Consider the following 26,743-nt stretch of genomic DNA (forward strand, 5'->3'; position numbering starts at 1 on the left):
CTGCCCCCATGACCTCACCCGCACCGCTCTCCTACGACGAACGGCTTACCGCACCACGAACCTGGTGGCTGATCGCCGTCGCTGTCGGCTTCGCCATGGCACTCATCGTCATGCCCTACGGAGGCCTCGCCGCCCTGGGCGGATTCGCCGTCGGCACCCTCATCGCCTGCATGTGGGTCAGCGCACAGGGCTCCTGCCGCATCCGTGTCACGAGCGGGCTGCTGGTCGCCGACGACGCACGGATTCCGCTCAGTGCGCTGGGCGAGGTTCACGTCCTGGAGGCCGAAGAGGCGCGGGCCTGGCGGACGTACAAGGCGGACATGCGGGCCCACATGATGATGCGCAGCTACATCACCGGGGCGGTCCGCATCGAGAACACCGACCCGGGCGACCCGACACCGTACGTCTACCTGTCGACCCGCACCCCGCAGGCGCTGGCCGAAGCCCTGGAAGCAGACAGGACCCTCTGAAACCACCGCTGTTGCCTCGCTCTCACCAGGATCTGCTGCACGCCATGACGATCACATCGACGCTCCCGCCGCCCATTCGGGCGTCGCGGTGGCGTGCGCTGCTGAGCTGGTTGTGCTGTGTTGCCGCACGCCTGCTCGCCGTCACGGTGTGCCACCGGCCTGCTCCCGCAACGGCCGCCGCAGCGCCATCAGTTTCGCCACCGACCACCACAGTCGGCGTCGAGGACGGTGGTGCGATGGGAGGCGAGCGGGACTGCGGTATGACGTCAGCCCCGGCCGCCGACGTGGCAACGTCCACCACGTCGGCACGGTCACCTCGTCCCACGGCACGAAGGTCCTCGCCTTGCTGCCGACCGACGACAAGGCGCACGTCCTCTACACCCGCGGGACGCCGATCGGCTCGTTCGTGAAGGACCTGCCGTGCCGGCCAAGGGCGCCAGCACGGCAGGTCCTGACCGGCTTGCTGCCCGACGGCCCAGTCAGAATCCGACCGGCTCCTCCGTGTGGTCGGCGGGCTCGACCTGGATCGTGGGGTGCGTGACGCCGTACCGCTCGGCGAGGATCTCGCGGCTCTGGTCGAGGACGGCGTGCCAGTCGGCGCCGTCCTTGATCATCACGTGTGCCGATGCGGCTTCCATGCCGCTGGTGATGGTCCAGATGTGCAGGTCGTGCACCTGCTGGACGCCCGGGATGGCGGCGAGGTCGCGTTCCGCCGCCTCGACGTCGACGCCGGGTGGCGCCACTTCCATGATGATCCGCAGCGCCTGGCGCATCAGCTTCCAGGTGCGCGGAAGGATGAACAGGCCGATGGCGGCGCCGATGATCGGGTCGGCGTACTCGAAGCCGGTGGTCCAGATGACGAGGGCTCCGATGATCACGCCGATGGAACCGAGCATGTCGGCGAGGACTTCGAAGTAGGCGCCCTTGACGTTGAGGCTCTCCTTGGCGCCGGCGGTGAGCAGGCGGAAGGAGATGAGGTTGATGACGAGGCCGATGACGGCGACGACCAGCACGGGGAGGCCGGGGACCTCGGACGGGTCGCGGAAGCGTTGCACGGCTTCGTAGAGGACATAGAAGGCCACGCCGAACAGCAGCAGGCCGTTGATGATGGCGGCCAGGACTTCGAGTCTGTAGGTGCCGTACGTGCGCTGGCCCGACGCCGGGCGCTTCGCGAGACGGATCGCGGCGAGGGCCAGACCGAGGCCCAGGACATCGGTGCCCATGTGGGCGGCGTCGCTGATCAGGGCCAGGGAGCCGGTGATGACGCCGGCCACGACCTCCACCAGGGCGTACGCCGCGGTGATGGAGAAGGCGATGGCCAACGGCTTCTGGTGGCGCTCGCCGGCGCTGCCGATCCGCGGGCCGTGAGAGTGCCCGTCACCGCCGTCGTCCCCGGGCGAGGAGCCGTGGCTGTGGCCGTGTCCCATGATGCTGTTCCTCCTGATCTGTGGCGCCGGCTGAGCCCGTGGTCAGCCTGGCATTGGTGGGGCCCGAAGCCGCGGACGCCACGGGGATGTTCCGGCAAGGGCCTTCCGACTTCGATGCCCCGCCCGCTCCGTACCCGATGGCCGACATGGCCGGTGACCTCGCAGGCCTGCTGGACGCACTCGGCACCCGGAATGCTGGGGTGATCGGGTATTCACTGGGGAGCTTCACGGCCGAACTGCTGGTCCGCACGCGCCCCGACCTCGTGCGTTCGATGGTGCTGATGGCCGGCGCGGGGCCCGTGACGGCAGTGCTGGAGGCGGTGCTGGACGCCGAAGCCGAGCTGATCGGGGTGACCGGTCGGCTTCCCGCGGCTGTAGATGCTCCTCACCCCCTGCTGAGACCACGGCCGCCATCCTCGGTTTCCTCACGCCTTCCTGAGCCCGGACTCGATCAGGCCCCGGCGGCGCCGGCGTACTGGCGGCCGACGCCGGGCACGAACCGGCCCGCCCGCGCGGTGTAGTTGACGTAGGCACGGCCGTGGACCCCGGCCAGGTACGGCTCCTCCACCACACGGACCTGGAGCTCGATGGCGAGGACGAGCACGAGCCACGCGAGGACGGACAGGGCATTCGGCACCATCAGCGCCAGTCCCGCGGCGGTCACGGTCATGGCGGTGAAGACCGGGTTGCGTACGTACGCGAAGAGTCCGGAGGTCACGAGTTCCGTGCGCTCGGTGGCGTCCACGCCGACCCGCCAGGAGGTGCCCATCCCGCTCTGCGCCACCAGCGTGGCGGCCATTCCCGCCAGGGCCACGGCGAGCCCCGTCCAGCGAAGGGCCGTACTGTCGCCCGCGCCGGGCAGCGCGGGCATTCCGGCCAGTGCGGCCGCGGGAGCCGCCGCACCGCCCAGGAGCGCGAGGACGAAGAGGACGCCGGCCCACCACGAGGCGGATCCGGGCCGGCCCGAGATGCCCCGGAAGCCGGCGTCACCGGTGCGGCGCCGTTGCACGGCGGCGCGAATGCCGAACGCGGTTACCGCCCAGAGGGCGAACAACGCCAGTGCGGTCCATGCCCAGTTGTTCACCGCTCCTCCTCCGTCTTCACCTTCGCATCGGTGGTGCAGCACGTGCTGATCGGCCCGGCAGCGCGCCCTCCGCCCTCCGCAGCGGAGGGTGCGGACAGTGCTCCCGGCGGGGTAGGTGCGCAGCAGCTCTTGCCCTGCCACGCGTCGCGGCCTTCCTTGACGGCGATGACGGCGATGACGAGGGCGGCGATCGGATCCGCCCAGGTCCAGCCGAGAGTGGCGTTGAGGACGAGGCCGGCGAGGACGACAGCGGAAAGGTAGGTGCAGAGCAGGGTCTGCTTGGAGTCGGCCACGGCCGACGCGGAGCCCAGCTCGCGCCCCGCGCTGCGCTGGGCGGCGGACAGGAACGGCATCACCGCGAGCGACAGGGCGGCCAGGACGATGCCCGGCAGGGAGGAAGAAGCCTCGCCCGCGCCGGTCAGAGCCCGCACCGCGTCGACAGCGACGTAGGCGGCGAGCGCGAAGAAGGAGACGGCGATGATCCTCAGCGCCCGGTGCTCACGGGCCTCCCGGACCGCGTGATCCTTGGCGGAGAACTGCCAGGCGACCGCCGCGGCGGAGGACACCTCGATGATCGAGTCGAGACCGAAGCCGACCAACGCGGTGGAGGAGGCCATGGTGCCCGCGGTGAGGGCGACGACCGCCTCGACCACGTTGTACGTGATCGTGACGGCCACGAGCAGACGTATGCGGCGGGCCAGCGCATCGCGCCGGGCCAGCGCATCGCCCTGAGCCGGTGAGGGGCCGAGCGATAAGGTCGCCATCAGCAGCAGCCCTTCTCGTCCGCCTCGACACAGGTCCGGTCGGCGGCCACCGTGACCACCGCGGAGCGCAGGTCGTCCAGGGCATGGCCGAGGCGGGAGTCGGCCAACTCGTAGCGGGTGCGGCGGCCTTCGGGGACGGCGACGACGAGGCCGCAGTCGCGCAGGCAGGCGAGGTGGTTGGACAGCCGGGTGCGGGAGATGCCCAGCTTGTCGGCGAGGTCGGAAGGATGCGCCGGGGCCTCGCGGATTTCGAGGAGCAGACGGCAGCGGATGGGATCGGCCAGCGCGCGCCCGAAGCGCGCCAAGACCTCGATGTCTTCGGCGATGTTCAGCACGCCTCGACAGTACATCGTTTCGTGGATTCAGGGAATCCTGAACTGTCGACCGGGGTGGGCGAGCGGTCCCTCCCCACCCGCCGCTCGGCCTCCCCGCCAAGGCGGCACCTGCCGCCGTGGCCCAGGACGTCTCCGTGCTCACTTCCACTCACGCACGGCCTGACGCTGTCCTATGCCGCCCCTGGCGGTGCGCCGGTACGCCGCGCCGCACGAAGGACACCCGCACCACACAGGAATCAGGGCCTCGAGTGGACTCGCGGGCGGGGTCGGGACACGGCATCCGCCCTGTCCCGGCCCCGCCCGGTCGCGTCAGGCCTGGCTACGGTTGCGGCGTACCCACCAGAAGGTGCCGGCGGCAGCAAGCAGCAGTACGGCGGCGAGCACGCCGATCACGGTCCCTGCGCTGCCGCCCGAACCCTTGTCGCTGGTCGCCTGCGTGTTCGCTGCCGCGACAGGAGCCGTGGGGGCCTCCACCGAGGGCTGAACGGAGGGGGCGGAAGAACCTGTCGCTGGTGACGGTGACGGTGACGGGCTGGGTACGATCGGTTTGGCCCCTGGGGCTGCGGCCTTCAACTCGAGCACGGGGGCGGGGTTGTCGACCTTCTCGCCGTTGGTGGGCACCTCGATCCAGCGGGAGACCTTTCCGTCGCTGTAGGTCTCCAGCGTCTTGAAGGCCAGGGACTTCTCGTCCGGCAGCTGGCGCACGGTGACGCTGTACTCGGCGTCCGTGCCGACGGCCAGGGCCGGGCCGCCGATCGTGTACCCGTCCGGCGTGGCGGTCAGCTTCCACTCCTTGGGAGCGTCCTTCACCGCCACGGCGTCCGGAGCGATACCTTTCGGCAGGACCACCCGCAACTCCGAAATCCCCGCGGTCTCCGACTCGGCCTCGGAGGTGAAGGACAGCGTGACGTTCTCGGCGAGCGCGCGCGGGTCGGAGGCGGTGACCTCTGCGTGCGCGGCGGCAGGACCGGCGGCCGCGCCGACAACCACCAGGGCGCCGGCGGTCGCGATGCCCAGCCTGCGGAGCTGGAGGCGAGTGTGTGATCCGTTCATGATGGAGGAGCCCTCTCGGTACGCGGGACGGGTCTCAACCTGCAGCTGAAGAGCCCGCCAGGGTCAGGGGAACGTCTCCTGCACATCCGGCAGGAGGCCCTCGACGCACCACCGCGTGACAAAGCATCGTTGCCGCCATGGGCCGCACGGCCACGCCGCTGAGCGCAACGGGTACGGTCCGCAAGCGCGGCCGTGCCCCTGGCCGACTGCGGAGACCGAACGTCGCGATGGCCGCCGCAACAGCCGCCTGGACCCATCTGCCCACGGTTTCCGGCAGGCGGCTCAGAGTCCGGTCCGCCCGGTGCATGAGCAGAGCCATGACGCAGGCGGCCACGCAATGAGCTGCTGTCATCGTCCCCGTGCTGTGGTGTGCCCGGCGTCCGATCTCCAGCACACTGCCGTGCGCCTCCGTGTGTCCCGCACCCGCCGCCTGCACCGACAGGGCGCGGTGCAGCAGCAGTTGCGCCATCCCGGTCGCCATGACCACGTGCCACCCGGGCCGGCCCGGTCGGGCCGCGAGCCACGAGAGAGCGAAAACGACCGCCGTAGCAACAGCCGGCCACTGCCAGGACACCGGATCCTCCGAGGCCAGGTGATGGCCGACGACCGCCAAAACGGAGCTGAGCAGCGTGAAGACAGCAGCCCGCAGCCCCCGTCCGCCCCACCCCACAGGCTGCGGACACGAACGCATCTGGGCAGAGGCTTCGGCCATGTCGGCCCATCATCCACCCGGGTCGGCTGACCTCAGACCCCAACTGTCAATTGCGGAGCAGTTTTCCCGAATTGACGATCTCCGCCGACAGGCTCCCCCCCCGCCTACCGGCGCATGGAGAACTGTGCGTGCCCGGTCCCGTCGAAGTAGGCCAAGCTGGTGGTCTACCTGCAGGCTGACCCGGCGACGGTCGACCTCGTCCCCGGCTTCGCACGCGATGTGACGGGGCTCGGCCACCACGGCACCGGCGGCCTGGGAACTCACGCTTCAGTCCGAACACGATCTGGAGCGCGCGGTCGAGTACTTCTGGCAGAGCTACGCGGTGGCATGGGCCGGCGAGAGCCTTGATGCCGAGGGAGAGCAGGATGCCGAGAGCGAAGACGATGGCGGAGTGGCCCAGCGAGAACCGGAAGCCGACCGTCGTCGCTGTCGTCGCACCCGAGCACTACAGCCTCGGGGACAAGACCTTCGGGATCGGGATCCGGATCGGCGTCACGCGTCCATCCGTCGGCGCCTCCTGTTTGCCCATGCTGACTTGGGAGTTCAGGGCCGGGTGATGGCAAGGATGTGCGCAGAGGCGTCGGTGAGCGCAGTGTGGGGTTCTGCGAGCCGAGCTGCGGCGAGGGCAGCGTCGTACATCGCCGTGTCCAAGAGGTTGGTGGCGGTGTACTTCTCGATGGCCTTGACCGCCACCCAGCCGGGTCCCTCAACGCCATACAGGGTGGGGTCGGCGAGTCCCGCTTCGGTGATTTCCTCGCAGAGTTCGTCCGAGGTCTGGAAGTAGGCGACGGTGAAACCGCGCTGTCCGGCGTAGCGGCCCTGGTCGAGTGTGTCGCGTACTCCGTCCTGGATGGCGGGCTCGGTCATGCCGGTGGTGGCGATGTAGTCGAGCAGGGGGGAGTAGCGGGAGATCGCGGCGGCAGCGACGACACCTCCCGGCCGTGCTACGCGGGCCGCTTCGGCCAGCGCCAAGAACCGGTCGGCCTTGTCGTGGAGGTGGTACAGCGGACCGAGGAGCAGCACCACGTCGTACGAATCGGCTGCGGCGGTGAGGGCGCGGGCGTCGCCCAGCTCGGCGGTCACGCCGTCAAGGGCGCCGGCCTGGCTGATGTGCTTGGGTACTGGGTCCACGACGTGCACCGAGTAGCCGTCGTCGGCGAGCCAGCGGGCGTGGGTTCCGGGGCCGCCACCGACATCGAGTACGCGGGCTGGGGCGGGTGGGAGGTGGCGGCGGAGTAACTCGCGAGTGCGTGCGAGTTCCAGGGTGCCCGTGGCAGTCGCGTGCAGTCGTGCAGCTTCGTCGGAGCGGGTGTAGAAGTCGATGATCTCCGGGCGTACAGCGGGGGTTCTCGTCATCGGGGAGACCTCATCCTGTCGGGAGTGGTCTCCGGCAGGGTAGGGGACATGACGAAGTGATCACTGCGATTTTCGGCGGCTCAACACGGCGGATCCTGCCCGCTCGCACGAACGCGGCTCGGCGTCGGTGGGGATGTGGTACTCCCCGGGGGCGCAGGGTGCGGAGGCCAGGGCGCGCCGAGCTGCGCCCGTCGCCACGATCCGGACGCCCCGCACAGCAGGTTGTCCGGGAGCGCGGGTCAGACGGGGACCCTTCAGCTCAGGCCACGGCCGCATGCCCGGCCCAGTGGCGGGCAAGGCGGCAGCCTGGGCAGCGGAGCCGCCGGAAGCCCTTCGCACGTCGACCGGGCGGACCGCCTCACCAGATCCGCGCCCAACGCCCCCGACGCCGTCTCCGCCAGGAAACATACCCAGGTCCTCCGCTCCGTACGGGCTCCGACGGAACGTCGCTTACGCACTACGGTGTCTCGGTTCAGCCGGAGGTTCAGGCCATGCTCCACTCGGATCAGTACCCCCTCAACGGACTGGTGGAGCAAGTCCACGGCAGCGGGTACGGAGCCGACCCTCAAACCTCCTCGCCAACTGCACGACCGTAGCAAGGGTCCGAGCCCGCGCGGGTGCTGCGGAGCGAGCGGACCTGGGGTGGATCTGCGTCCAGAACTACGATCCACCCCACAGCCGCTCTGGCCTCATGAATCTCCGCATCGCGGCTCCGTGAACCTTGCGGACTTCCGGGCGAGTACCTCGGCGAGGAACCCGGGTGCCTGGGCGCCGAGCATTCGGTACAGCGTGACCATGCTGGTGATCGCGGTGTCCGCGACTTCCTCCTGGACATGCAGCCAGGAACCTTGCGTCTTTCGCGGGTTCGTCCCCCAGGCGCCGACCACCGCCTGCGCGGATTCGCCGACCTCTTCGGTGAGTTTGAGGACCTGTAGCGTCCACTGCTGCTCCGGGGTCATCCCGCGCTCGGTGTCCAGGCCGTTGAACAGTTGGCCGAGCGTGCCGATCGTGTCCCACACGGCCGGGTACGGCGGCTGCTGCGTGAGGGAGCCCTGCACGGGGCCGGCCAGAGGGCTGGTGTCCAGGCGGGTGTACCACTCGGTGGCCAGGATCCGGTGCCGGACGTCGACCGGGGCGCCGGAAAGAAGAGCGGGCAGGGCACGCTGGCCTTCGACTTGACTCCGGTGCGCGAGGATGGCCTCCCACTTCGTCGCCGCCACGGGCCCCACGTCGACGCTCGCGGTGACCTGGTCGTCGGGGGCATTCCGGACCGTCTTGCCGACGCGCGAGAGAAGCGGGCCGAGGTCGCCGACGCCCGACTGCGGGTGCGTCGCCAGGTACAGGGCGCCTGGCGTCCAGGGTTCGCCTGCCTCGGGGTAGAGGTGGGGGAGACCGGCGGCGTGAACGGCGAGCTGGGTGACGCGGTGGGTGTGCAGATGGTCGGGGTGGCCGGTCAGCTGGCCGTACTGGTCGTGGGTGATCACGATGTCCGGCCGCAGCTCACGGATGTGGCCGACGATCCGCCCGACCACCTCATCGAGGGGTGCTTCACACAGGCGGGGCCGGCCCGGCGCGGACTCGGGAACGCGGGCGTCGGCGTAGCCGAGCATCCGGGGTTTCCCGGCCCCCAGGATCGCGAGGGCGTCGGCGAGTTCGGCGGCCCGGTGCGTGTCGGCAGCCCACGTGGCGGTGACCACGGCGGTCGCCGCGCCCGCGGCGGCGTGCTGTGCGAGGACGCCGCCGGCGAGGAGCGCTTCGTCGTCGGGGTGTGCGAAGACTGCGAGGAGGGAGGGCTTCGGTTGTGTCACGGGTGTCTCCAGACAGAGGGGTCGGTGTGCGGGGACGGGGTGGCTGGCGGCTACGGGTTAGGTGCCGAGCCCTTCTCGGTGGCTGCGGCGGGCGGGGCAGCGGACCCGGCGGTGGTGCGCTGCGCGGTCAGCAAGATCGCCGCGAGGGTGCCGGCCTCGGTGATCCGGCCGTCGCCGCACATCGCCACCGCTTCGTCCGAGGTGATCCAGCGCAGCTCCATGTCGGCCTCGCTCGGATCCCGGTGGTGCTCCCCGATGCTCAGGCCCCGGGCGAGGTACAGGTGCTCGCGGGTACGCGCGCCGGCAGGCATCCGCCACATCATCGTCAGCAGCTCGAACTCGGAGGCGCGGATCCCGGCTTCCTCGGCGAGTTCTCGTCGTGCGGCCGACAGGGGATCTTCGCCGGGCTGGCATCCGCCGCCGGGGCACATCAGGAGCCGTTGTCCGCAGACGTAGACGTTCTCCTTGACCAGGGCGATCCGGCCGCGGTCGTCAAGGGCCACGACGCGAACCCCGTCGGCGGATTCGGTGTACTCGTACGTCCCCATGCTCTGGTCGGTGCGCCGTACGGAGTCCCGGCGCACCACCACCCGGACTCCCGTGTACTGGACGGTCGACGAGACGGTGGTCCAGCCGTCGATCATGCCGACTCCTTCGTCTGGGACTGCTCCACCGGCTGGACGGCCAAGGCTGCTCGGCGGGCGACCCGCCTGCCCGGCGAAGCACGCTGGATGCGCGGCGAAATGGCGTGGAACGTGTACGAGGGCATGGCACTCCCAAGGTGGTGAGGGCGGTCTTGCGGTCCCGAAGGCCCAAGGCTCACGCGCGCCCGCGTGGCGCGGTAGGGCTAAGGCTGGACGGGCCGTTGGTAGGGCTGGAAGTGGGCGGGCGGGTGATCGAGGGGGAGGGCGGGATCCCAGGCCGTCAGGCACTGGGCGCTCGGTACGAAGAGCGGCTGGGGCAGCGCGTCGGCGGGCCAGAACCTCCAGGACCCCAGGGCTTCCTCACGCTGGCGGGGGGTGCCGGTCCAGCGGGTGACGAGGACGGGGACCGTGATCCGGACGACGTCGCCCACCCGGTCCAGGAGTGTGCCCAGCACCTGCACGGCATCGGGTTCGGCCACGATCCCGGCCTCCTCGTGGAGTTCACGGACAGCGGCCTCGGCAAGGCTTTCGCCTGGCTCCACGGTTCCGCCAGCGAGCTCCCAGGCTCCGCGGCGGTGCAGCCCGAACAGGACGCCCTGCGGGCCGTGGACGATCACGCCGACGCCCAGGGCGGCCGTCGGTGCGGGTGGAGCGCTGCCGCGGGGGCGGCTCGGTACCCGGTTGGGGCGGCGTGCCGAGTACAGCCGGTAGGAGACCGTGCTGTCCGGCTGAGGGGAGTCGATCGCGGTGACCGACTCCACGACGAGGCCGCGCTCGCCGAGGAGGTCCTCCCACAGCTGCGGAGTCAGCGTCCACATGTTCACGGGATGGTCCTCGGTGGTGCCGGGCAGCCGCAGGATCTCGGGCCGCGCAGCCACCTCGGTAGCGGGGCCGACGCCGGCGGAGTTCGTGTGCAGCGCGGAGAAGAGCAGGCGCCCGCCGGGCCGAAGACCGTTCGTGAGGGCGGGCAGGAGCCGGGCCGGGTCCAGGTACGGGACCGAGCAGACGGAGTAGATCAGGTCGTACGGATGAGCGTCCCGCAGGTGGTCCACGGCGTCCGCGCACACCAGGCGCAGGCCAGGAGTCTGCGGGTACCGGGCCAGAGCACGCTCGTGCTGTGCGGGGGAGGCGTCCACGGCGGTGACGTCGGCGCCCGCGGCGGCCAGGCGGGCGGCATGCCGTCCGAGACCGCTGCCGAGGTCGAGGACCCGCAGTCCCGCTACCTCGCCGAGGACCTCGACGCCGGGCCCGGCGCCCTCGACGCCCCAGTGCCACTGCTCCAGTTCGGGCACCTCGATCCCACGGGCCAGTTGGTGTGTCCCGTAGGTGTTCCAGAGCGCGACGGTGTCCTTCTCCATGGTCGACAAGTCCTCCTTCAGAAAGCGGGGCAGGGGCTCAGGGGCTGCGGGGCTCAGGGGCATAGGGCGAAGCAGCGGAGCACGTCGAGGTCGGCGGTCTGGACGCTGGACCAGCCGGAGGTGAGGAGTTCGGTCTCGGCGGGGCTGATACCGAGGCTGTGGAGGGGGTCGGTGTCCTCGCGACGGCCTGCGATCTCGGTGACCACCCAGAAGACCCCTCCGGGTGCGAGGAGGTGGCGGACGCGGCTGAGGAAGGCCCCTTTGTCGTCCATCCACCGGTAGACCAGACGGCAGGTGATGACCGCGTACGCGGGGTCCGGTAGGGCCGTGAGGTCACCGGCGGTGACATCGGTGCACTGCCAGGCCGGCCCCGAGCCGGACGGTGTGGCATGGGAGGCGGCAAGGTCTACGGCGGTGGGGGAGATGTCGATGCCGGTGGCGCGGTATCCGAGCTCGTGGTGGAGGTGGCGGGCCAGGGAGCCGTCGCCGCAGCCGATGTCGAGGGCCGGGCGCCCGCGGCCGGCGCCGAGGCGCTCGTCCATCACACGCGCTTCGGTACCGTCCAGGTGCCGGTAACGCCGGCCCCCGGACCACAGGGCCTCCCAGTAGCCGGCGTTCACGATCGTCGTAGTCACGATGCTCCTTCACGAGAGGGCGGAACGGCGGTCCGCGCGAGCGGGGAAGGCATCTCCCGCAGCGTGCGAACGGGGGAGAGGAGCAGGAGGACGACGGGTACGGTCTGGAGGACCGCGCCGACGGCGAGGGTGCCGCGTACGCCCAGAAGGAGGACCAGAGCGCCGGCGACCGCGGCGGCGACGGGTCGGGCTCCGGCGGTGAGCGTGGTGCTCGCGGCCTGCATGCGGCCCTGGAAGCGTGGCTCGCACAAGGTCTGCCGCAGGGATCTCTGGCTCGTACCGGAGGCCGTTGCCCAGAACAACTGGGCGGCCAGCGCCGCTGCGAGGGCGATCTGCCAGGTGAGGCCGGGTCCGGCGAGCAGGAGGGGGATTTGGGCCAGCGGGCTGACAGCGAAGCCGATGATGATCGTCGGTCCGATGCCGATACGGGAGGCGATGCGCGGGGCGAGGAGCGCCCCGGCCAGGCTGCCGGCCCCGCCCACCCCCATCATCACGCCGAACGCGGTCGGGGACATGCGCAGTCCGGTCAGCAGGTAGTACGCCCAGTACGTGTTCATGACCGCGAGGCCGAAACTGAGCGTGGACAGGGCGGCGATCACCGTACGGATGGTGGGCTGCCCGGCGACGTAGCGCAGGCCCTCACTGATGTCCCGCGCGAGGCTGCCGCGGCCCTCGCGACGCGGTGCGGCGGCCGGCTCGGGGGTGCGGATGCGCCAGACGAGGAATGCGGAGACGAGGTAGGACAGGACGTCGGCGAGGACCGAGCGGGCGGCGCCGACGGCGCCGACCAGTGCGGCGCCCACGGTGTTGCCGGCGCTGTCGGCCACCGACGAGGCCGCGCCCAGACGCGAGTTCGCGTGCTGCAGCAGGTCGGCCTCGACGAGGACCGGCAGATAGCTGATGGACGCCGAACTGTGCACGATCTTGGCGATGCCGAGGACGACGGCGACCGCGTAGAGCTGGCCGATGCCGAGCACGCCGGCGAAGGCTGCGGCCGGAATGGTCACGAGGACTGCGGCAGCGGTGAGGTCCGCGGCGATCATCATGGGGCGCTTGGCGTGCCGGTCCGAGAACGCGCCGGCCGGGAGCGCCACGATGGCGTTCGGGAGCTGGCCGAGGAAGGCGAGCAGCGCGATCTGGGTGGTGGAGGCATCGAGGTCGAGCACGGCCAGGGTGGGGAGGGCGACGGTGCTGACCGCCGAGCCCGACAGGCTCGCGCACTCGCTGCCGACGAGGCGCCGCAGATCCGGGGAGACGGGCTTGCGGACCTTGGCCGGCTGGGTGGAGGTCGTCACCCGGCCTCACCTCCGCGCATCTCCGGGGCGATCACGTTCGCGTAGAGCCGGCCGGTGGCGAAATGGGTCAGGACCTCACGTGTGAACGGATGGCAGTCGGGCGGTGGCGCAGCAGGATCGACCCACACGAGCTCGTTGTGCGTCTGCGGCTCGCGGTTGTACGGGGTGCCCTCCCACTCCCGCACCGTGAAGACGGCGCCGATCACCCGCTCGCCGTCCGCCGCGTGGAAGTGGGGCAGCTGGCAAAACCGCAGCCGGTCCGGGGCGAGGTGGACGCCGACTTCCTCGGCGAGCTCCCGCGCCGCACCCTCGTCGAGGAACTCGCCTTCCTCCAGGAGTCCCCCGACCACGGTCAGCATCCCGGGGGAGTGCCACGACGTCTCCCGGTGCCGCACGGTCAGGACCCGGCCGTCGCCGGGGCGCTGGAGCAGAACCATGACGTTGCCGATGCTGCGGTGTACGACGTTCACGGGCGGTCCTCCCTCATGAGGCGGTCCAGGGTCCACCGGCCCCGCGCCGTGACGAGCCCGTCTCCGTAGCAGGGACAGGACGCCGCCGGTGGTGACCGGGCGGATCAGCGAGGACATGAAGCGCTGGGCGTCGGTGACCATCACGTGGGTGCGGACCACCCCCCATTTCGGCCGCCTCCAGCAGCACCGCGGCGGATACGCCCGTGATGATTTGGCACCCGATCAGGAGCCGGACGGCCTGCCGGTCGGTCCGCCACGACAGGCGGCCGATCCGGGCCAGGACGGAAGGGAGCGTGGCGCACATCTTTCGGACGGAGACCTCGGCGAGCGGATGGACGGAGTACTGCCCGCTGTAGGTGCTCTCCGCCGGCGGCGGTGGAGGCGGTGTGTCGGCCGGTTTGCCATGCAGTCCGGATGTGGTCATCGGGCCCCCTGGATCGCCGTTCGGCTGCTGTCGGAAGCTCAACGACAGCCGCCGATTCTTCGAACACATGTGTTTCGGTCGGCCATGAAATCCTGGAATGACGGGCCTGTCGGATCGTGGGCGCTACACCGACCCGCCCCCCATAACCGCCAAGCCACGAAAGGGGGTTGGCCGAATCGCCGAGGGTCTCAAGTGCCGCAAGACAACGGGCTCCCCGGCGCATGTCGGGGTCGAGGCCGAGAACGCCATCCCCGCCCAGCCCCTCGCGCGCCCGGAGGACCAGATCAAGCGCCAGTACGTTCCCTCCTGGGGTCGGCTCGAAGATGTCGCGGCCCTGGTGGCGTTCCTCGTGGGCTCCTCCGCGTCGTTCATCACTGGGTAATCCGATCACGTCGACGGCGGCTGGCTGCTGTACTGAGACGCCAACAAGCAAGGAGACAGACCGAAATGAAGGAACGAGTCCGCGCCGTCCTCGTCACTGCTGACGACACGATGCTGGTCATCCGCCGCACGAAGCCCGACATCCCCGACTACTGGGTGCTCCCTGGCGGCGGCGTCGAACCCAGCGACGAGTCGCGGGAGGCCGCCCTTCATCGGGAGATCCACGAGGAGATTGCGGGGAAGGCCGACATCGTCCGACTCCTTCACACGATGGAGTCCGAGGACGAGCGTCAGCTCTTCTACCTCGCCCGCATCGCCACCTGGTCCTTCGAGGACCGCTCCGGGCCCGAGTTCAGTGCCGAGGGCCGCGGCGCATACGCGCTGGAGGAAATCCCGCTCACCGTCGAGGGGGTCGACGGAATCGACCTCAAGCCCGAGGAGATCGCTGACGTCCTCCGGGGTGCCATTGGCGCCGGCATTGGTCAGGCAGAGGCTGCGAAGTAGCCGCCCGGCATTGTGAACTTGCCGTCGGGACCAACGCCGAAGTGCATCGGTCCCGACGGCGTGCGGCTGCTGGTCGTTGTGAGCTGCTCGCGTCGGGACGGACCCAGTGTGTTGGCACGGGCCAGACTGCGGGTGTCGGCCAAGGGATCTCAACACGCAGAAGGCTGTGTCAGTGGGGTTCCGGACCGTGGTCGGACAGACGCCCCAGCAGCGCGCCTTGGCCGGCCTGGAGAATGTGCGCGGCCTCCAGCGGGATCCAGAAACACTCGAAACAGATTGGCGCCTGCTTGCCGTCGTGGTCCTCCTGGCTCATCCAGCGCTCCGGTGTCGGCTCGGTCAGCTCCAGGTGGAAGACGTGCCGGTGCTGGATCTCGAACCGGTACGGGCTGATGTCGTACTCGGTCTCGCCGAGCTTGCGGACGATCTTGAACTCCGACAGTCCGGTCTCCTCGCGGGCCTCGCGCAGGGCAGCGGCTTCCGGGGTCTCACCGGGGCGGATGCTGCCGGCGGGCACCTGGATGCCGACCTCTTCATAGGAGTAGTCGGTGTGGCGGAACACCAGCAGGCGTCCGTCACGGACGACGTAGACGAGGACCTTCTCCTTCGTGGCCTTCTCGGGCACAGCGGCAACCTCCACTTGGTACAGGAAATGGTCCACGAGCCCGGGCCTGGTGGAGGACCAGCGCCTGCTTGTCCTGTGGTCGACCCGTGATCGGGTCGGTGTCCGGGGGAAGCTGGAACAGTGGCTGGGGGAGGGAGACCCTGCATGGTGGTTCGGTGCGGCAGCGATCCTGATCTGGTCCCGCTCGACGCGGTGATCAGAGCAGCTCGTGCACGACCAGGCGGGATTGCTTACCCGAGAAGGCGCTTCGCAGAGCTCGGGCCTCGCGGGTCCGGGTAGCGAAGACCCCTCGTTTGTCCACGTGTACGACCAGGACGTCATGGCTATCGACGACTTCGGAGATGCCCCGCGTCTGGATGGCGTCCCGCCAGGCTTCCGTGTTCCGACCGAACCAGTCCGGCAGTTCGCAAGGCTCAGCCACGGCGTCCCAGAAATCGTCGAGTGTCTCGATCGGCCTACCTCGCAGGTCAACCACCAGTTCCGACTTAATCCTCTTGGCCATCACAGCAGAGTAGTCGGCCCTCTTCCGAGATGTCAGAGCTACCAAGAGACAGGCCCTGGCGCGTCTCCTGATCCGTCGGTGGCGTCGTGCGTTTCGCGCTGTCGGGGTGGCGCCCACCACGACGCGAGGTGCGGGGTGAGGGGACGGCGGTGATGGCCTCGTCCGGGTGCGGGTAGCCCTTGCGGCCGGAGGGGTGGCTGGAGCAGGTAGCTGACTCCGGACGTACCGTCATAGCCGCATCCCATGTTGGAGATATCGAAAGCGGGTCCCTCCCACCGCGTGAGCGAAATGGGAGAGACCCACCCTCTCTGGCTTCTGCGGGCCGAGAGGGAGACGCCCAGTTCCTGCAGGAAAGCCGCGGGGAATCAGTCCCGCGGCGGCCAGCTCGGCTAGGCACTGACGGACGGACCAGCGGCACCGCGCGTGTGAGTGCCTCGGCACCAAGGCGGGGCCGGTCGGTGGACTCGATCGCCTGCACCCAGGCGTCCACGTCGTCCGGGTGGAGGATCACCCCGCCGCCCCTCGGCGACACCGGCCTGCTCCCCGCCGACCCGAATTTCCCACGGGCCCCGCCCTCCGACTGCCGTTCCCGTACCCGCTGCCCCTCGCCGACGCCCGATTCGTACGGAGACACCCGTCCTGCGCGAGGTCGCCCCGGGCCGAACGACCGCGTGCCGCCGGCCGCTCAGAGCCCGTACAGGTCAAGGGTCGCCATCAGCTTCCGTTTGCGTTTCTGGTCGGCGCGCAGGGTGGCCAGGTAGTCGGCGAACTCGGCCTCCGTGCCCAGCGAGTGGTGGCAGGCGCGGACGCTGAGCAGCAGTTTCGCCATGCGTTCGTACGTGGTGTCGCCGGTCCGCGTACGCAGCGGGTCGATCCAGCGCAGGTAGACGGTCAGCGCGTCGGCCGGTCGCTGGTCGCGGATCCGGTCGGCGAGGGCGAGCCACTGCCGCTGGTCCGCGTACCCGTCTTCGGCGGCCTGCCAGGCGGCGTCGAGGTCGGCGTCGTCGATGAGCGCGTCGACCAGTACCGAGCCGCTGTACCCGTGGCCGGTCTTGGGCTGGGGGACAGCCTTGAGTACCTTGAGGGCGTCGGTGCGCTCGGCGCCCTCCCAGGCGCCGGCCGTCCGGGCCGCCGTACGCAGATGGCTGTAGGTGGCCAGTGACGGGTGGACCCGCAGCATGTTCCGCCGGACCGTGACGGCGTCGGCCAGGCGGTCGGCCCGCGAGTACCGTTCGCAGACGAAGGCGATCAGCTCGTCGTCCGGCACACAGTCGGACCCGGCCTCCCGCAGGCCGCGTTCGGCCCACTCCAGAGCCTCGGCCGTGCGGCCCGCCGTCTCCAGTTCCCGGGCGATGACCAGGTGGGTGTGTCCGTTCGGGGCGAGGTCCGTCGCATGGACCGCGACCAGCATGTCCACGCTGCCACCATCCGCCTTCAGGAGCCGCTCCATGAGCGACTTCTCCGCCCACCTCTTGGGGTTGGCCCGCCAGGCGGCCACCACCAGATCGCGCGCCCGGGCCAGGCCCCGCTCACCCAGCACGTCCCGATAGTCGAAGAGATCGATGTCCGTGGCGTCGTTCACTTCGTCCAACAGGTGGCCCACGAGCCACTCGGCGCACGCCACCGGGTCGGGCCGGGCAGCGCGGCAGGCTTCCAGATGGGCCTCGGCCAGCCCGGTCGCGACCTTCCCGACCAGGCCGTCTGAGTCGTCGATCTCCCCGTAGGTGCGGCCCAGTGCCCGCAGGGCCTCTCGGGCCACCTCCACCGCGTCCGCGGCTCGGCCTCGCGCGGTCAGCGCCCGAAGGGCGGTGACCGCCTCAGCGGCCTGTAGGCCATAGGCACCGGCGTCGGCGTACTCGACGTAGCCGTAGCGGGCGAAGGGCCGGGTGTCGAGGAGGCTCAGGATGCGCTCCCGGACGACGCCTATGTCTTCCCCGGCGGTGGCCGCACGAAGCTCGAGGCGGTGGCGCAGGTCACGGTCGTCGGCGAGCTGTTCCCTCACCAGGGCGAGTAGTTCCTCGCGATCACGGGACTCCAGCCAGGTCTCCAGCAGCCTGGTACGCGAGGCAGCGGCCGAGCGCCGCTGAGGTACGGACTCGGCCTGGCCGAGGACGGCCAAGCCCACTGCCACGCAGTGTTTGCAGAAGTTGCCCTCCTGCCCGTACGGGCAGTCGCACCACCCGGTGAGGCCACCGTCCCCGTCCTCGGTCAGTTCGACCTCGTAGGCGTCGGTGCCGTCCACGGTCGCGGTGATCGCCTGCTCCCCGATCTCCAGCCGGGACAGCGCGGACAGGTAACCGAGCCCGCGCTCGAACGAACGTGCACCTGCCAGCCGGCGCAGGTCTTCCTCCGTGAAACCCAGAGCATGTGTCACGGAATTCATTCAACCGGATGGCTGCCCTGCCCTTCACCGCATCGGACAAGCTCCTCTCCAAAGGGACTCGTGCTGTACCCAGCCCGTTGGTGATGCCCGGCCGGGTCCCGGGTCAGCCGATGTCAGCGGAGAACTCCCGTGAGGTCGGGGAAGAGCGCCTGATCGACGGCGAGGTCGGATCTGGTCCGTATCTGACCCGGCAGTCTTGACTAGCGAGTGGCAGATGGGGATGAACGATTGTCTATCCGGTGGGGAGTCCGGAGCGGGCTTGTCAGAGTCGCTGAGAGCTGCCACTACTGCCCACGATCCTGAACCGGCGACGAGCACCGCCGCTGCGGTCGGGAGGGACTTCAGCAGCACAGGTTCCAGGTCGACGGCACGGCGGGGAGGCGGGGGCTCCTCGGTGAGCAGAGCGGTCAGCGTGGCGACGTAAGCACTCGGTCGCAGGGGCCGTACCCCTCGACGGCGTGATAGAGCGTGGCGGCGAGCGAGACAGGTCTGATTCGGTCGTCGGTTCTGCGACGCGCGCGTTCCGGCGCGAGATAGCCGGGCGTCCCTACGATTCCGGAAGCCGCGGTGAGAGGTGTTTCGCCGCTCTCGTGTTGGAGCGAGATGCCGCAGTCGGTGAGCAAGACCCTTCCGACTCGCTCGGAGTCGGGGACCTGCGGTCCGGGCGACGACGTCGACATCGGTTGCAGTCGGCTGGCGGTGAGGAGCTGAGGGGCGATCCAGTAGGCCGAGCCCTCGGCGGCCTTCGGGGGACAGCGGCGCTCTGCGATGAACCGTCCGCGTCAGCGTGTGCCGGGGTGCATCGCGAGTGCCGTTTCCGCGGCGACAGTGAGCGGGTCGGTGAGCGGTCGGTCGAGCAGCAGTACGAGGTCGGGGTTGGTGTTGCTGAGGAACCCGTGGCGGACACTGCTCGCGATCGAGGCGAGCATCGGCGGCTGGAACGGTGACAGGGTGCCATCGGTGAGGAGCCGCTTGCGGTACTCGCCGAGTCCGATCGCCCGGTGAGTGACGCCGAGGCGTTCGGCGACCCCGATGGCGTTGATCGGTTCACCGACCAGGTCATAGGTCTTCCCCGCGTGCGCGGTCGGGTTGCCGGCCACGATGGCCGCGGCTGCGGCCAGGTCGGCGCGCGCCACCGCGGAGAGTGCACCTTTGTCGAACGCTGATTCCAGGCCGTCGGGTGTCCAGGTCAGCAGCGCGCCGAACAGCTCCGCGTAGAGCCCGTTGCGCATGATCGTCCACACGAGTCCGCTGGCCTTGACCATCTGCTCGGTGGCCCGGTGGGCGAGTGCGAACCCGAGGTGATCACCTGACCCGGTCAGGCTGGTGTAGACCACGTGGGAGACTCCGTCACGGCTCGCAGCGTCAAGAACGGCCCGGTGGCGGGCAACGACCTGGTCGTCTTCGGCATACCCCGCCGATACCAGGACCAGCGTGGAAACTCCAGTGAGGTCGAGGGTTGCGAGGTCATCGAAGTCGAGGCGGCGCTGTCCGTCGACGGGCGATCGACTCCCGCCCACTGCGGGCGCATCGCGCTTGGCCAGCTCTTGAAGTGTGAGGGAGGCGAGCTGTCCGTTGGCGCCGGTCACCATGATCATTTTGGTTCTGTCTCCTACCGTGGTTCTGTTCAGTAACTACGGTGAGATCTTCAACCGGCCGAGGTCGGCTCACAAGGAGGCAGTTTCGTGTCAGTGACGCACACCGGTGTAACCGCTGGAGCCGCCGAGCTCGAGCCGTGCGGGCAGCCGGAGCACCCTGACTGCGGGATCCGGGACGTCCTCGACCGGGTCGGGGACAAGTGGTCGGTCCTCGTCATCGTCGAACTCGCCAACGGACCGCGGCGCTTTCGGCAACTCCAGCGCGCCATCGATGGGATCTCCCAGCGGATGCTGACACTGACGGTGCGACGCCTTGAGCGAGACGGGCTGGTCCTTCGGACCGTGTATCCCACCGTGCCTGCTCAGGTCGACTACCGACTCACGGAGACCGGAGCGAGCCTCACCCACCTCGTCAAGGCGCTTGCGGACTGGTCATTGGAGCACCGAGACAGCATCGCCCGTGCCCGCCAGGCCTACGACAACCAGCACCCCGAGAACGAGATCCGATGACGCTTGGAGCGTCAACAACCAGCTGACCCGCAACAGCTGTGCCGGGCCGTTTCCTTCAGCGCAGTGTCGTCTTGCCGGGACAACTGGCGGAGGTCGGCCGGATGATGTCGCGCGCGCTCTATCCCTCGCGCACCGGGGCGGCGGAACCCGAAGCGCACACATGAGCAACCGGGCCACGGGGCAGCGGATGGATGCTGCCGGCTGTGGAGCCGGACGCGTGGATGCGCCGCCTGGGCGTGCTTCCGCCGATGTACCGGCCCGGAGAACGGCGGCTGTACAACGTCAGTGACGACGTGCTGGGCGTGCACGTCGCCCGGGTGACCGGCCAGACCTTCGATGCGTTCCTGCGCCAGCGCATTTTCGACCTGCTGGGCATGCAGGACATCGGCTCCACGTGCCCGCTGACAAGACCGACCGGCTGCCGCCCCTGTACGCCCCCGATCCGCAGACTGGGGAGTTCACGTTGCAGGACCCGGCCAAAGGGCGACATCACAGCAAGCTCCCGGCCTTCCAATCCGGCGGCGGCGGAATCGACTTCACCGTCGAGGACCACCACGCCTACTTCCGGATGCTGAAACCACACGTCGGCGACTCACCGATGCATGGGGCGTGCGCAACGAGACGCGCGTTCGGGAGGCCGCGACGGCGGCAGCGTGGCCCCCGCTCGGGACGAGGGCTCTCCGCCCACCTCCAGGCCCTCCGAGCCGAAGGCGACGGGCCGGCCAGATGTGCCACCTCGCGCCCTGGAACCTGTACTCGCTCCCCGAGCGGGACCGGCAGCCACCCAGCCGGACCACGGGCCACCGCGGCACTCGACGCACGCAACGCGATGCCCGAGCTGTTGTACGACCTGTACTGATGCGCCGTGTCGGCGAGGCCCGACTCCCTGAGCGACGACCCGCAGAGCTGCGTGACTGCAGGACTCGTGACGCCGTGAGAGGCCCGGCAGAGTTCGGCCGTGTCAGACTTCCTCGGCACCCGCCCGGGCTGCGACCGCCGAGGAATCGACAGCACTGGCTCCCGCACCTTCCACGCCTTCTGCTTGGCCTGCGGAACGCCAATCGACGAGGAGCCGGCTGCTGTCCGGCGCCGGCATCGGGGCGCGTCGGCGTGGAGGCGCGGATCTCGCTCACCTCCGCCTCCCCGTAGCCTTCCCTCGGCCTGGGGCTCGGCCCGGGCCTGCTGGGTGGTTACGGCCGGGGGAGCGGCACGGCATGCGGCACGTCGGTCGATGACGCAGGCCCAAGGGGGGAATGGCAGCCTCGGGTACAGGTGCCCGCAAGCCCCGCAGCGGCCGGTCTGCTGCGGGGCTGTCAGCTCATGCCACTTCCGAGCGGCTGGTGTCAGCCCTTGATGGTGGGCACGTTGGGTACGCAGAACAGGCCTTGCAGGTATCGGAAGACGATGTGCTGGCCCTCGGGACACCACCCCTGGTTCGGGTCCTTGTCGAACGGGATGCCGTCGTAGACGCCGCGCGTGCAGAACGCCTTGGCGTCACTGTTGTAGCCGCCGAAGAAGCCGCCGTTCTTGAAGCACTGGTCGGCGGTGACGGTGGTCGGGGTGGCGGCGGAAGCGGTCGCCACGGGTGCGATCGCGAGAGCAGCCCCGAGGGCCAGGGTGGCGGAAATGCGGCGTCGCATGACCAACTCCTTCATGTGCTGGACGATTTGGCAAAGGACGCCACCCATGCTTCCCGCCCACCAACCCGCGGACCATACGACCCGCCCCCTGTTGCGCCCCTAGAAGCCCCTCAAAGCGACCTCCGAGAGCTGCCCATAGCCGGGCAGGAGCCTGCCGGGGTGCTCCTTCGAATGGACAAGCGGGCGGGGCGGTGCCCCGGGCCAGGCGCCGTCACCCCTGAGAATCCATCCCCCGACCGGCGGCTCTTCAAGCTGCCTCACGTCATGTCATGGCGACTCTGTCTCAGGGCACGTGTCATTAACTCGGTTGCAGGCCGAGGCCTCCGGCCCGCAACCAGAGCGACTTCTTACGATTCGAGACCTTCGCTAGATCTGCGGTCAGTCGAGTTCCCTGGGCCCGTAGTGGGCGGCTTCCGCTCCTGTTTGCAAGGCCCAGTAGCGGTCTCCGTATGACCAGTGCCACCACTCTGTGGGGTAGTTGACCAGGCCTGCAGCGGTGAGCGCAGTGCCCAGGATGTCCCGATGAGAGCGAGCCTCGTCACTGATGCTGCCGGCCTGCGTGTAACAAGCCCCCGCGCTCTCCTCCGGAGTGGCGTTCATCCGAGTGCCCATCTCAAGCTCGCGCCCGTCGTCATCAGCGAGCGTCAGGTCGACAGCCGCCCCGGCGCTGTGCGGCGCGATCTCGGGCGGAGACACGTAGCGGCTGGCTGCCGAGCGGACTTGTTCAGGAGTCCATTCCGGGTGCTCCGCGCGCAGTTGGGCTGCGTATTCGTCGAAGTAGCGACGTTGAAGGGAGGGAGGGCGGTATCCCTCGACGAACAGCAGCCGCATTCCTTGAGGCAGCTGCGACTGTGCTTTGAGGAGCCGGTCGAGCACTCCTTCCCGCAGGTGGGCGAAGGCGCCGGCGGAGTCTTGCCACTTCCGCTCGTCGACCAGCAAGAAGCGTTCTCGCCGCACGTCCACGAGCCGTTCACCGCACTCGTGGACAGGCATGGCTGCGACCTTCGGATCGGACATCAGAACTATCTCAGTCATGAATCGATCATCTCGTGGCCTCGCGACCAGCCTTCAGTCGGGAGCCGAGCAGCCCGAACGAACGAACGTTCCGACCTGCTCGTCTCACGATCGCTTCATAAGTGCAGCAGCCGATATGAAGCGGAGCGTGAGACTGTGCAGCGAACTCCGAGACCCTGCATGGTCCGCCTCAGGTGCTGGGCATGTCGACGAAGCGCGGGTAGTGGCCCCGGAACGCGGTCGTGATCGTGGCGGTCGGGCCGTTGCGGTGCTTAGCGACGACGTGGTCGCGGATCGCCCGGAGGCCGATGGCCTCGCCGTGGGTGCCGTGGACCTTCGCCCGTCGAAGCGGCACCCGGGCGGTGAACGCGGCGTTGAGTCCGCAGGCCCCGATGGTCAGACGGGGCGCACTCCTGGCGCCATTCCCCGTAGTCGGCACTCACCGGTGAACACTTCCGCGAGGAACTCGCCGAGCGCGGTGAGCGCGCCGTCGGGGTTCAGCCCGTCGGCGTCGGCGCACAGGTGGATGGTCAGGCCGTCGGCGTAGGCGGCGATACGGGCGGCGGTGGTAGAGGCGTCCGTGGCGTGCGGGACCTCTCCGCACTCCTTGGCGTTGGTGACGGCGGTCGCGATGAGTGAGCGCAGGCGGCGCAGTGCGGCCGCCTTGACCTCGCCGAGGTGCGGGTCGTCGATCGCGCGGCCCGTGAAGGCGAGGGCGACACGACACTCCTGGCGGCGCCGTTCGTCGAGCGGCATGGTCTCGGCGAGACCGTCGAGCAGGATGTGCTCGATGCGGGTGCCGGCCTTCTCGGCGCGGACGACGAGTTCCGCGAGGCGGTGTTCGACGGTCTCCAGGATGTGCCGGTAGGTGAAGAGCAGCATCTCGTCCTTAGTGCGGAAGTAGTGCTGCACAAGGCCGACCGAGATACCGGCTTCGGCGGCCGTCTTGCCGACCGTCACCGCGTTCAGGCCCTTGGTGGCGATGAGCCGGCCCGCGGCGGCGGCGACCTGCTGACGGCGTTCTTCGTGATCGGCTACGCGAGGCATGACGTAACCGTACCGCTGTATTGCAAAAATAACCGTACAGCCATACGGTAATCGGTGATCAGGGCCGCCTTTCCATGTCCGGGGGGTGGGGGGATCGCAAGGGATGCGGTGATGGTCATGAGGTGTCGAGGGCGTGCTTCGAGGTTGCTGCGGGGGGTCGGCGTGGCGGGGCTGGTGTTCCTGGCGTCGCTTGTGCCCACGACCGCATCCGCTGCCGAGCCCGCACCCGAGGGGGCGGTGTTCGCGAAGGTGGACCGGTTCGTGCGGGAGCAGAAGGAGCGCGCGGATGTTCCCGGAGTGGCGTACTCGGTCGTCCGCGGCCACGAGTTGATTCACAGCGGGACGTACGGGGAGGACGGCCGGGGTGATCCCGTGACCACGCGTACGCCCTTCCTTGTCGGCTCCCTGGCCAAGCCGGTCACCGCGCTCGCGGTGATGCGACAGGTCGAGGCGGGCAAGGTCGAATTGGACGCGCCGGTACGGCGGTACCTACCCTGGTTCCATCCGAAGGGTGAAGGACAGAAGCCCGTCACCGTAAGGCAGTTGCTCAACCAGTCGAGCGGACTGTCCGAGCGGGACGGCATCACGCGCGCCGACCGCTTCGACAACGAGCCGGGCGGCATCCAGCGCGTAGCCCGGGACCTGGCTGACGTTTCGCTGTCCGCGGCGCCCGGCGAGCGGCACGAGTACAGCAACGCCAATTACATGTTGCTCGGGGCGCTGTTGGAGGAGGTCACCGGGAAGCCGTTCGATCAGCAGCTGAGGGAGAACGTGCTGAAGCCGCTGGGGATGGACGGTGCGCTCACCAACAGCGAGGAAGCCGAGCGGGCGGCGCTCGCCCCCGGGCACCGGTTCTTCTTCGGTCAGTCGAAGAGGTTCGACTTCGGGTACGACACCTCGGGTGTGCCGTACGGCTATTTGGGCGCCAGTCTGAAGGACCTGAGCGCCTTCGCCTCTGCTCAACTGACGGGCGGTGGAAAGGGCGTGCTGTCCCGGGACGGCTTCCGGCAGATGCACGAGGGTACGGTCTCCGTCCACGACCGCCATCGCTACGGCTTCGGCTGGCGCGACGACGAAATGGACGGACTGGACGAACGGATGGTTTGGCACTCGGGGGCGACCCCCGGCTATCACGGCATCGTGGTCCTGTTGCCCGAGCACAACCTCGCGGTCGTCGTGCAGTACAACGCCGCCGGGCTCGCCAAGGAGAACCTGCTCAACAACACCGCTTTCGGGGTCGCCCGCATCCTGCTCGGTGCCGAGCCCCGGCCGGCCGATGAGGACTCGTGGTTGACGTGGATCCTGGTGGTGCTCAGCACGGTTGTGGCTGCGCTCGCCGCAGCTGTCGGATGGTCGGCATTCCGTGTCGTACACCCCCGACGCGAACTGCGTTGCGGCGCCTTGCGGGTCGTGATCGGCGGTGTCGCGGCGATGGCTCTCTGCATGTTGACTGCCGCGGCCACCTGTTTCGTCCTCCCTCAGCAGATGGGCGGGAACTTGAAGGTGGCGTTGTTGTTCGTGCCGGATGCGGGGTGGCTGCTCGTCGTTGCGGCGGCGCTCGCTCTGGTGCTCGCGCCGCTGCGGGCTGGTATGACGATCCGGGCGCTGACGAGTCTGCGACGGCAGGGCCGGGTCGAGCGGGCCGAACGCAACGCGGCGGAAGTCAGCAGTGTCCACCCGGTGGCGACCAGATAGTTAGCGCCATTCTGTTTGTAAAAATGCGCAACGTACGAGTCGTTACCGGCGCCGGGCCGGTACCGCGGAGGGGCCGCACGTCAAACGTGCTGAAGAGGGTCTCAACCACTCCCGCCACTCTCTCGGAGCCCCCCCCGAGGGGCGTATGGCTCAAGGGGGGGGTGCCTGGGTGTCACGGAGGCGGCAATTCTGACTGGGCGCCATTGCGCACAGCGGCACGGCGGACGCGGGGGTCAGTCGCGCAACTGGCCGAAGAGGACGCGGTAGCCGATCAGGAGGGGACAGCGACCGCCGATGGCCGCGCCCCACGTGGTGAGGTCGAAGAAGTGCTTCTTCACCGGCTTGGCGAGGAAGGTGGCCGATGGCCACCCGCCGAGGAACGCTCCGGCGACGCCGATCGCCGTGGTGCCGACCAGGCCCCCGGGGTCGCGTCCGGGTAGCAGAATTTTGGCGAGGGTGCCGGCCACCCAGCAGCAGCCGCGTCCCGCGTGCTAGCCGACCATGATCAATCTCGGCGGCACTGCCTGTACCGCAACCACCCGCACCCGGACGAGCCAGGCAACCTGTCACGCCCAGTCCACCCCTGGCCGCGCGAGGGCTGCGAGCTGGTCGGTGGTGAGCTTGTCGTGCCGGGTCTTGGTGTCGGAGACCCACACCCCCAGCATCACGATCACCGGCTCCGTTTCGCCCTCGACCGCGACCTCTTCCCCGTGGTCGTGCGGCACCGGCCGGTCCGCGCCCTCCCGCTCTACCCATTGCGTGAGGGCCGCCAGGCCCCGCTGGAATGCCTGGTGCGCCTTGCTCGGCCCCTTCGCCGTACGATCGGCCGCCGGGGCCGGAGGCGGGGCCTGGGTGGGCCGTACGCCGAGCTCGGTCAGCCGCTTCTGCTGCTCGGCGCAGCAGCCGTGTCCAACTCCGTGAAAGCCAGAGCATGCGGCACGGAATTCATTCGGGGGCCACCAGATCCGTTGACGAGCCATACCGGTACATGTACACCTGTGGCGCCGCCAGT

At 69.5% G+C, this 26,743-nt stretch carries 28 protein-coding genes and 2 pseudogenes; 7 read left to right on the top strand and 23 right to left on the bottom strand.

From position 1 onward, the window contains the following. Window positions 1–8 precede the first annotated feature (8 nt). Complete coding sequence (locus AC07B0_RS38035) at window positions 9–470, top strand: DUF3093 domain-containing protein (protein WP_469382407.1); 462 nt, start codon at window positions 9–11, stop codon at window positions 468–470. A gap of 479 nt (window positions 471–949) precedes the next feature. On the opposite strand, the gene AC07B0_RS38040 is transcribed toward AC07B0_RS38035, so the two are convergent. Continuing rightward, entirely contained in the window at window positions 950–1,897 is a 948-nt protein-coding gene (locus tag AC07B0_RS38040) for a cation diffusion facilitator family transporter (protein WP_469382408.1), read from the bottom strand. Between the two features lie 38 nt (window positions 1,898–1,935). Here AC07B0_RS38040 and AC07B0_RS38045 point away from each other — a divergent pair, with 38 nt between their 5' ends. After that, the gene (locus AC07B0_RS38045) at window positions 1,936–2,418 is read left to right on the top strand and encodes an alpha/beta fold hydrolase (RefSeq protein ID WP_469382409.1); all 483 of its coding nucleotides are present in this window, start codon (window positions 1,936–1,938) and stop codon (window positions 2,416–2,418) included. Here the strand turns inward: AC07B0_RS38045 and AC07B0_RS38050 are convergent. The 4 genes from AC07B0_RS38050 to AC07B0_RS38065 form a co-directional block, all read right to left on the bottom strand. Then, window positions 2,349–2,981, bottom strand: coding sequence for a methyltransferase family protein (locus AC07B0_RS38050; RefSeq protein WP_469382410.1), 633 nt, complete (start codon window positions 2,979–2,981; stop codon window positions 2,349–2,351). The two genes, AC07B0_RS38045 and AC07B0_RS38050, sit on opposite strands and share 70 nt — an antisense overlap. Next, window positions 2,978–3,745, bottom strand: coding sequence for a cation diffusion facilitator family transporter (locus AC07B0_RS38055; protein WP_469382411.1), 768 nt, complete (start codon window positions 3,743–3,745; stop codon window positions 2,978–2,980). The genes AC07B0_RS38050 and AC07B0_RS38055 overlap by 4 nt, the downstream gene beginning before the upstream one ends. Then, the gene (locus AC07B0_RS38060) at window positions 3,745–4,080 is read right to left on the bottom strand and encodes an ArsR/SmtB family transcription factor (RefSeq protein WP_356878351.1); all 336 of its coding nucleotides are present in this window, start codon (window positions 4,078–4,080) and stop codon (window positions 3,745–3,747) included. Before AC07B0_RS38060 ends, AC07B0_RS38055 begins: the two co-directional genes overlap by 1 nt. A 309-nt stretch (window positions 4,081–4,389) precedes the next feature. Beyond that, window positions 4,390–5,133, bottom strand: coding sequence for a DUF1775 domain-containing protein (locus tag AC07B0_RS38065; RefSeq protein WP_469382412.1), 744 nt, complete (start codon window positions 5,131–5,133; stop codon window positions 4,390–4,392). 1,077 nt (window positions 5,134–6,210) lie between these two features. Here AC07B0_RS38065 and AC07B0_RS38070 point away from each other — a divergent pair. Next, on the top strand, window positions 6,211–6,402 hold the full coding sequence (locus AC07B0_RS38070; protein ID WP_469382413.1) for a hypothetical protein: 192 nt from the start codon (window positions 6,211–6,213) through the stop codon (window positions 6,400–6,402). Here AC07B0_RS38070 and AC07B0_RS38075 read toward each other — a convergent pair. The 8 genes and pseudogenes from AC07B0_RS38075 to AC07B0_RS38110 form a co-directional block, all read right to left on the bottom strand. Continuing rightward, window positions 6,389–7,201, bottom strand: coding sequence for a class I SAM-dependent methyltransferase (locus AC07B0_RS38075; protein WP_469382414.1), 813 nt, complete (start codon window positions 7,199–7,201; stop codon window positions 6,389–6,391). The two genes, AC07B0_RS38070 and AC07B0_RS38075, sit on opposite strands and share 14 nt — an antisense overlap. 1,061 nt (window positions 7,202–8,262) lie before the next feature. Next, window positions 8,263–9,009, bottom strand: a pseudogene (locus AC07B0_RS38080) (PIG-L deacetylase family protein); the annotation flags it as partial. Window positions 9,010–9,059: 50 nt separating this feature from the next. Next, window positions 9,060–9,653: an NUDIX domain-containing protein gene (locus AC07B0_RS38085; protein ID WP_469382415.1), complete on the bottom strand. Its 594-nt coding sequence runs from the start codon at window positions 9,651–9,653 to the stop codon at window positions 9,060–9,062. A gap of 203 nt (window positions 9,654–9,856) precedes the next feature. Then, window positions 9,857–11,011 carry a bifunctional class I SAM-dependent methyltransferase/NUDIX hydrolase gene (locus AC07B0_RS38090; protein ID WP_469382416.1) on the bottom strand — a complete coding sequence of 385 codons (1,155 nt, stop codon included), beginning with the start codon at window positions 11,009–11,011 and terminating at the stop codon, window positions 9,857–9,859. Between the two features lie 53 nt (window positions 11,012–11,064). Further along, window positions 11,065–11,646: a class I SAM-dependent methyltransferase gene (locus AC07B0_RS38095; RefSeq protein WP_469382417.1), complete on the bottom strand. Its 582-nt coding sequence runs from the start codon at window positions 11,644–11,646 to the stop codon at window positions 11,065–11,067. Then, complete coding sequence (locus AC07B0_RS38100; RefSeq protein WP_469382418.1) at window positions 11,643–12,941, bottom strand: MFS transporter; 1,299 nt, start codon at window positions 12,939–12,941, stop codon at window positions 11,643–11,645. The genes AC07B0_RS38095 and AC07B0_RS38100 overlap by 4 nt, the downstream gene beginning before the upstream one ends. Beyond that, window positions 12,938–13,411 (bottom strand): NUDIX domain-containing protein, encoded by a 474-nt coding sequence (locus AC07B0_RS38105; protein ID WP_469382446.1) that lies wholly within the window; start codon window positions 13,409–13,411, stop codon window positions 12,938–12,940. The genes AC07B0_RS38100 and AC07B0_RS38105 overlap by 4 nt, the downstream gene beginning before the upstream one ends. Window positions 13,412–13,477: 66 nt before the next feature. Continuing rightward, window positions 13,478–13,835, bottom strand: a pseudogene (locus tag AC07B0_RS38110) (hypothetical protein); the annotation flags it as partial. A 447-nt stretch (window positions 13,836–14,282) separates the two neighbouring features. On the opposite strand from AC07B0_RS38110, the gene AC07B0_RS38115 reads away from it, so the two are divergent. Then, window positions 14,283–14,720, top strand: coding sequence for an NUDIX hydrolase (locus AC07B0_RS38115; RefSeq protein WP_469382419.1), 438 nt, complete (start codon window positions 14,283–14,285; stop codon window positions 14,718–14,720). A gap of 169 nt (window positions 14,721–14,889) precedes the next feature. Here the strand turns inward: AC07B0_RS38115 and AC07B0_RS38120 are convergent, their stop codons facing one another. From AC07B0_RS38120 to AC07B0_RS38135, 4 genes are all read right to left on the bottom strand, one after another. Beyond that, window positions 14,890–15,342, bottom strand: a complete 453-nt coding sequence (locus AC07B0_RS38120; RefSeq protein ID WP_469382420.1) for an NUDIX hydrolase — start codon at window positions 15,340–15,342, stop codon at window positions 14,890–14,892. A 196-nt stretch (window positions 15,343–15,538) separates the two neighbouring features. Beyond that, complete coding sequence (locus tag AC07B0_RS38125; RefSeq protein ID WP_469382421.1) at window positions 15,539–15,844, bottom strand: barstar family protein; 306 nt, start codon at window positions 15,842–15,844, stop codon at window positions 15,539–15,541. 685 nt (window positions 15,845–16,529) lie between these two features. Continuing rightward, entirely contained in the window at window positions 16,530–18,218 is a 1,689-nt protein-coding gene (locus AC07B0_RS38130; protein ID WP_478900300.1) for an SWIM zinc finger family protein, read from the bottom strand. A 791-nt stretch (window positions 18,219–19,009) separates the two neighbouring features. Next, window positions 19,010–19,825 (bottom strand): NAD(P)H-binding protein, encoded by an 816-nt coding sequence (locus AC07B0_RS38135; protein WP_469382423.1) that lies wholly within the window; start codon window positions 19,823–19,825, stop codon window positions 19,010–19,012. Between the two features lie 87 nt (window positions 19,826–19,912). Here AC07B0_RS38135 and AC07B0_RS38140 point away from each other — a divergent pair, with 87 nt between their 5' ends. Both AC07B0_RS38140 and AC07B0_RS38145 read left to right on the top strand, forming a co-directional pair. Then, window positions 19,913–20,335: a winged helix-turn-helix transcriptional regulator gene (locus AC07B0_RS38140; RefSeq protein ID WP_467300746.1), complete on the top strand. Its 423-nt coding sequence runs from the start codon at window positions 19,913–19,915 to the stop codon at window positions 20,333–20,335. A 203-nt stretch (window positions 20,336–20,538) separates the two neighbouring features. Beyond that, entirely contained in the window at window positions 20,539–20,910 is a 372-nt protein-coding gene (locus AC07B0_RS38145; protein WP_469382424.1) for a serine hydrolase, read from the top strand. Between the two features lie 768 nt (window positions 20,911–21,678). Here the strand turns inward: AC07B0_RS38145 and AC07B0_RS38150 are convergent. The 4 genes from AC07B0_RS38150 to AC07B0_RS38165 form a co-directional block, all read right to left on the bottom strand. Further along, window positions 21,679–21,975 (bottom strand): hypothetical protein, encoded by a 297-nt coding sequence (locus AC07B0_RS38150; protein WP_469382425.1) that lies wholly within the window; start codon window positions 21,973–21,975, stop codon window positions 21,679–21,681. A 378-nt stretch (window positions 21,976–22,353) separates the two neighbouring features. Continuing rightward, complete coding sequence (locus AC07B0_RS38155) at window positions 22,354–23,010, bottom strand: M15 family metallopeptidase (protein ID WP_469382426.1); 657 nt, start codon at window positions 23,008–23,010, stop codon at window positions 22,354–22,356. A gap of 169 nt (window positions 23,011–23,179) precedes the next feature. Continuing rightward, window positions 23,180–23,344 (bottom strand): hypothetical protein, encoded by a 165-nt coding sequence (locus tag AC07B0_RS38160; RefSeq protein WP_469382448.1) that lies wholly within the window; start codon window positions 23,342–23,344, stop codon window positions 23,180–23,182. A 41-nt stretch (window positions 23,345–23,385) separates the two neighbouring features. After that, window positions 23,386–24,036, bottom strand: a complete 651-nt coding sequence (locus tag AC07B0_RS38165) for a TetR/AcrR family transcriptional regulator (RefSeq protein WP_469382427.1) — start codon at window positions 24,034–24,036, stop codon at window positions 23,386–23,388. Between the two features lie 162 nt (window positions 24,037–24,198). Here AC07B0_RS38165 and AC07B0_RS38170 point away from each other — a divergent pair, with 162 nt between their 5' ends. Continuing rightward, window positions 24,199–25,731: a serine hydrolase domain-containing protein gene (locus AC07B0_RS38170; protein WP_469382428.1), complete on the top strand. Its 1,533-nt coding sequence runs from the start codon at window positions 24,199–24,201 to the stop codon at window positions 25,729–25,731. A 233-nt stretch (window positions 25,732–25,964) separates the two neighbouring features. Here AC07B0_RS38170 and AC07B0_RS38175 read toward each other — a convergent pair whose 3' ends face one another. Next, window positions 25,965–26,198, bottom strand: coding sequence for a GlsB/YeaQ/YmgE family stress response membrane protein (locus tag AC07B0_RS38175; RefSeq protein ID WP_469382429.1), 234 nt, complete (start codon window positions 26,196–26,198; stop codon window positions 25,965–25,967). A gap of 99 nt (window positions 26,199–26,297) precedes the next feature. Continuing rightward, window positions 26,298–26,456, bottom strand: a complete 159-nt coding sequence (locus tag AC07B0_RS38180) for a hypothetical protein (RefSeq protein WP_469382430.1) — start codon at window positions 26,454–26,456, stop codon at window positions 26,298–26,300. Window positions 26,457–26,743 lie beyond the last annotated feature (287 nt).

It is taken from the genome of Streptomyces sp. NPDC044704, from assembly GCF_056433525.1.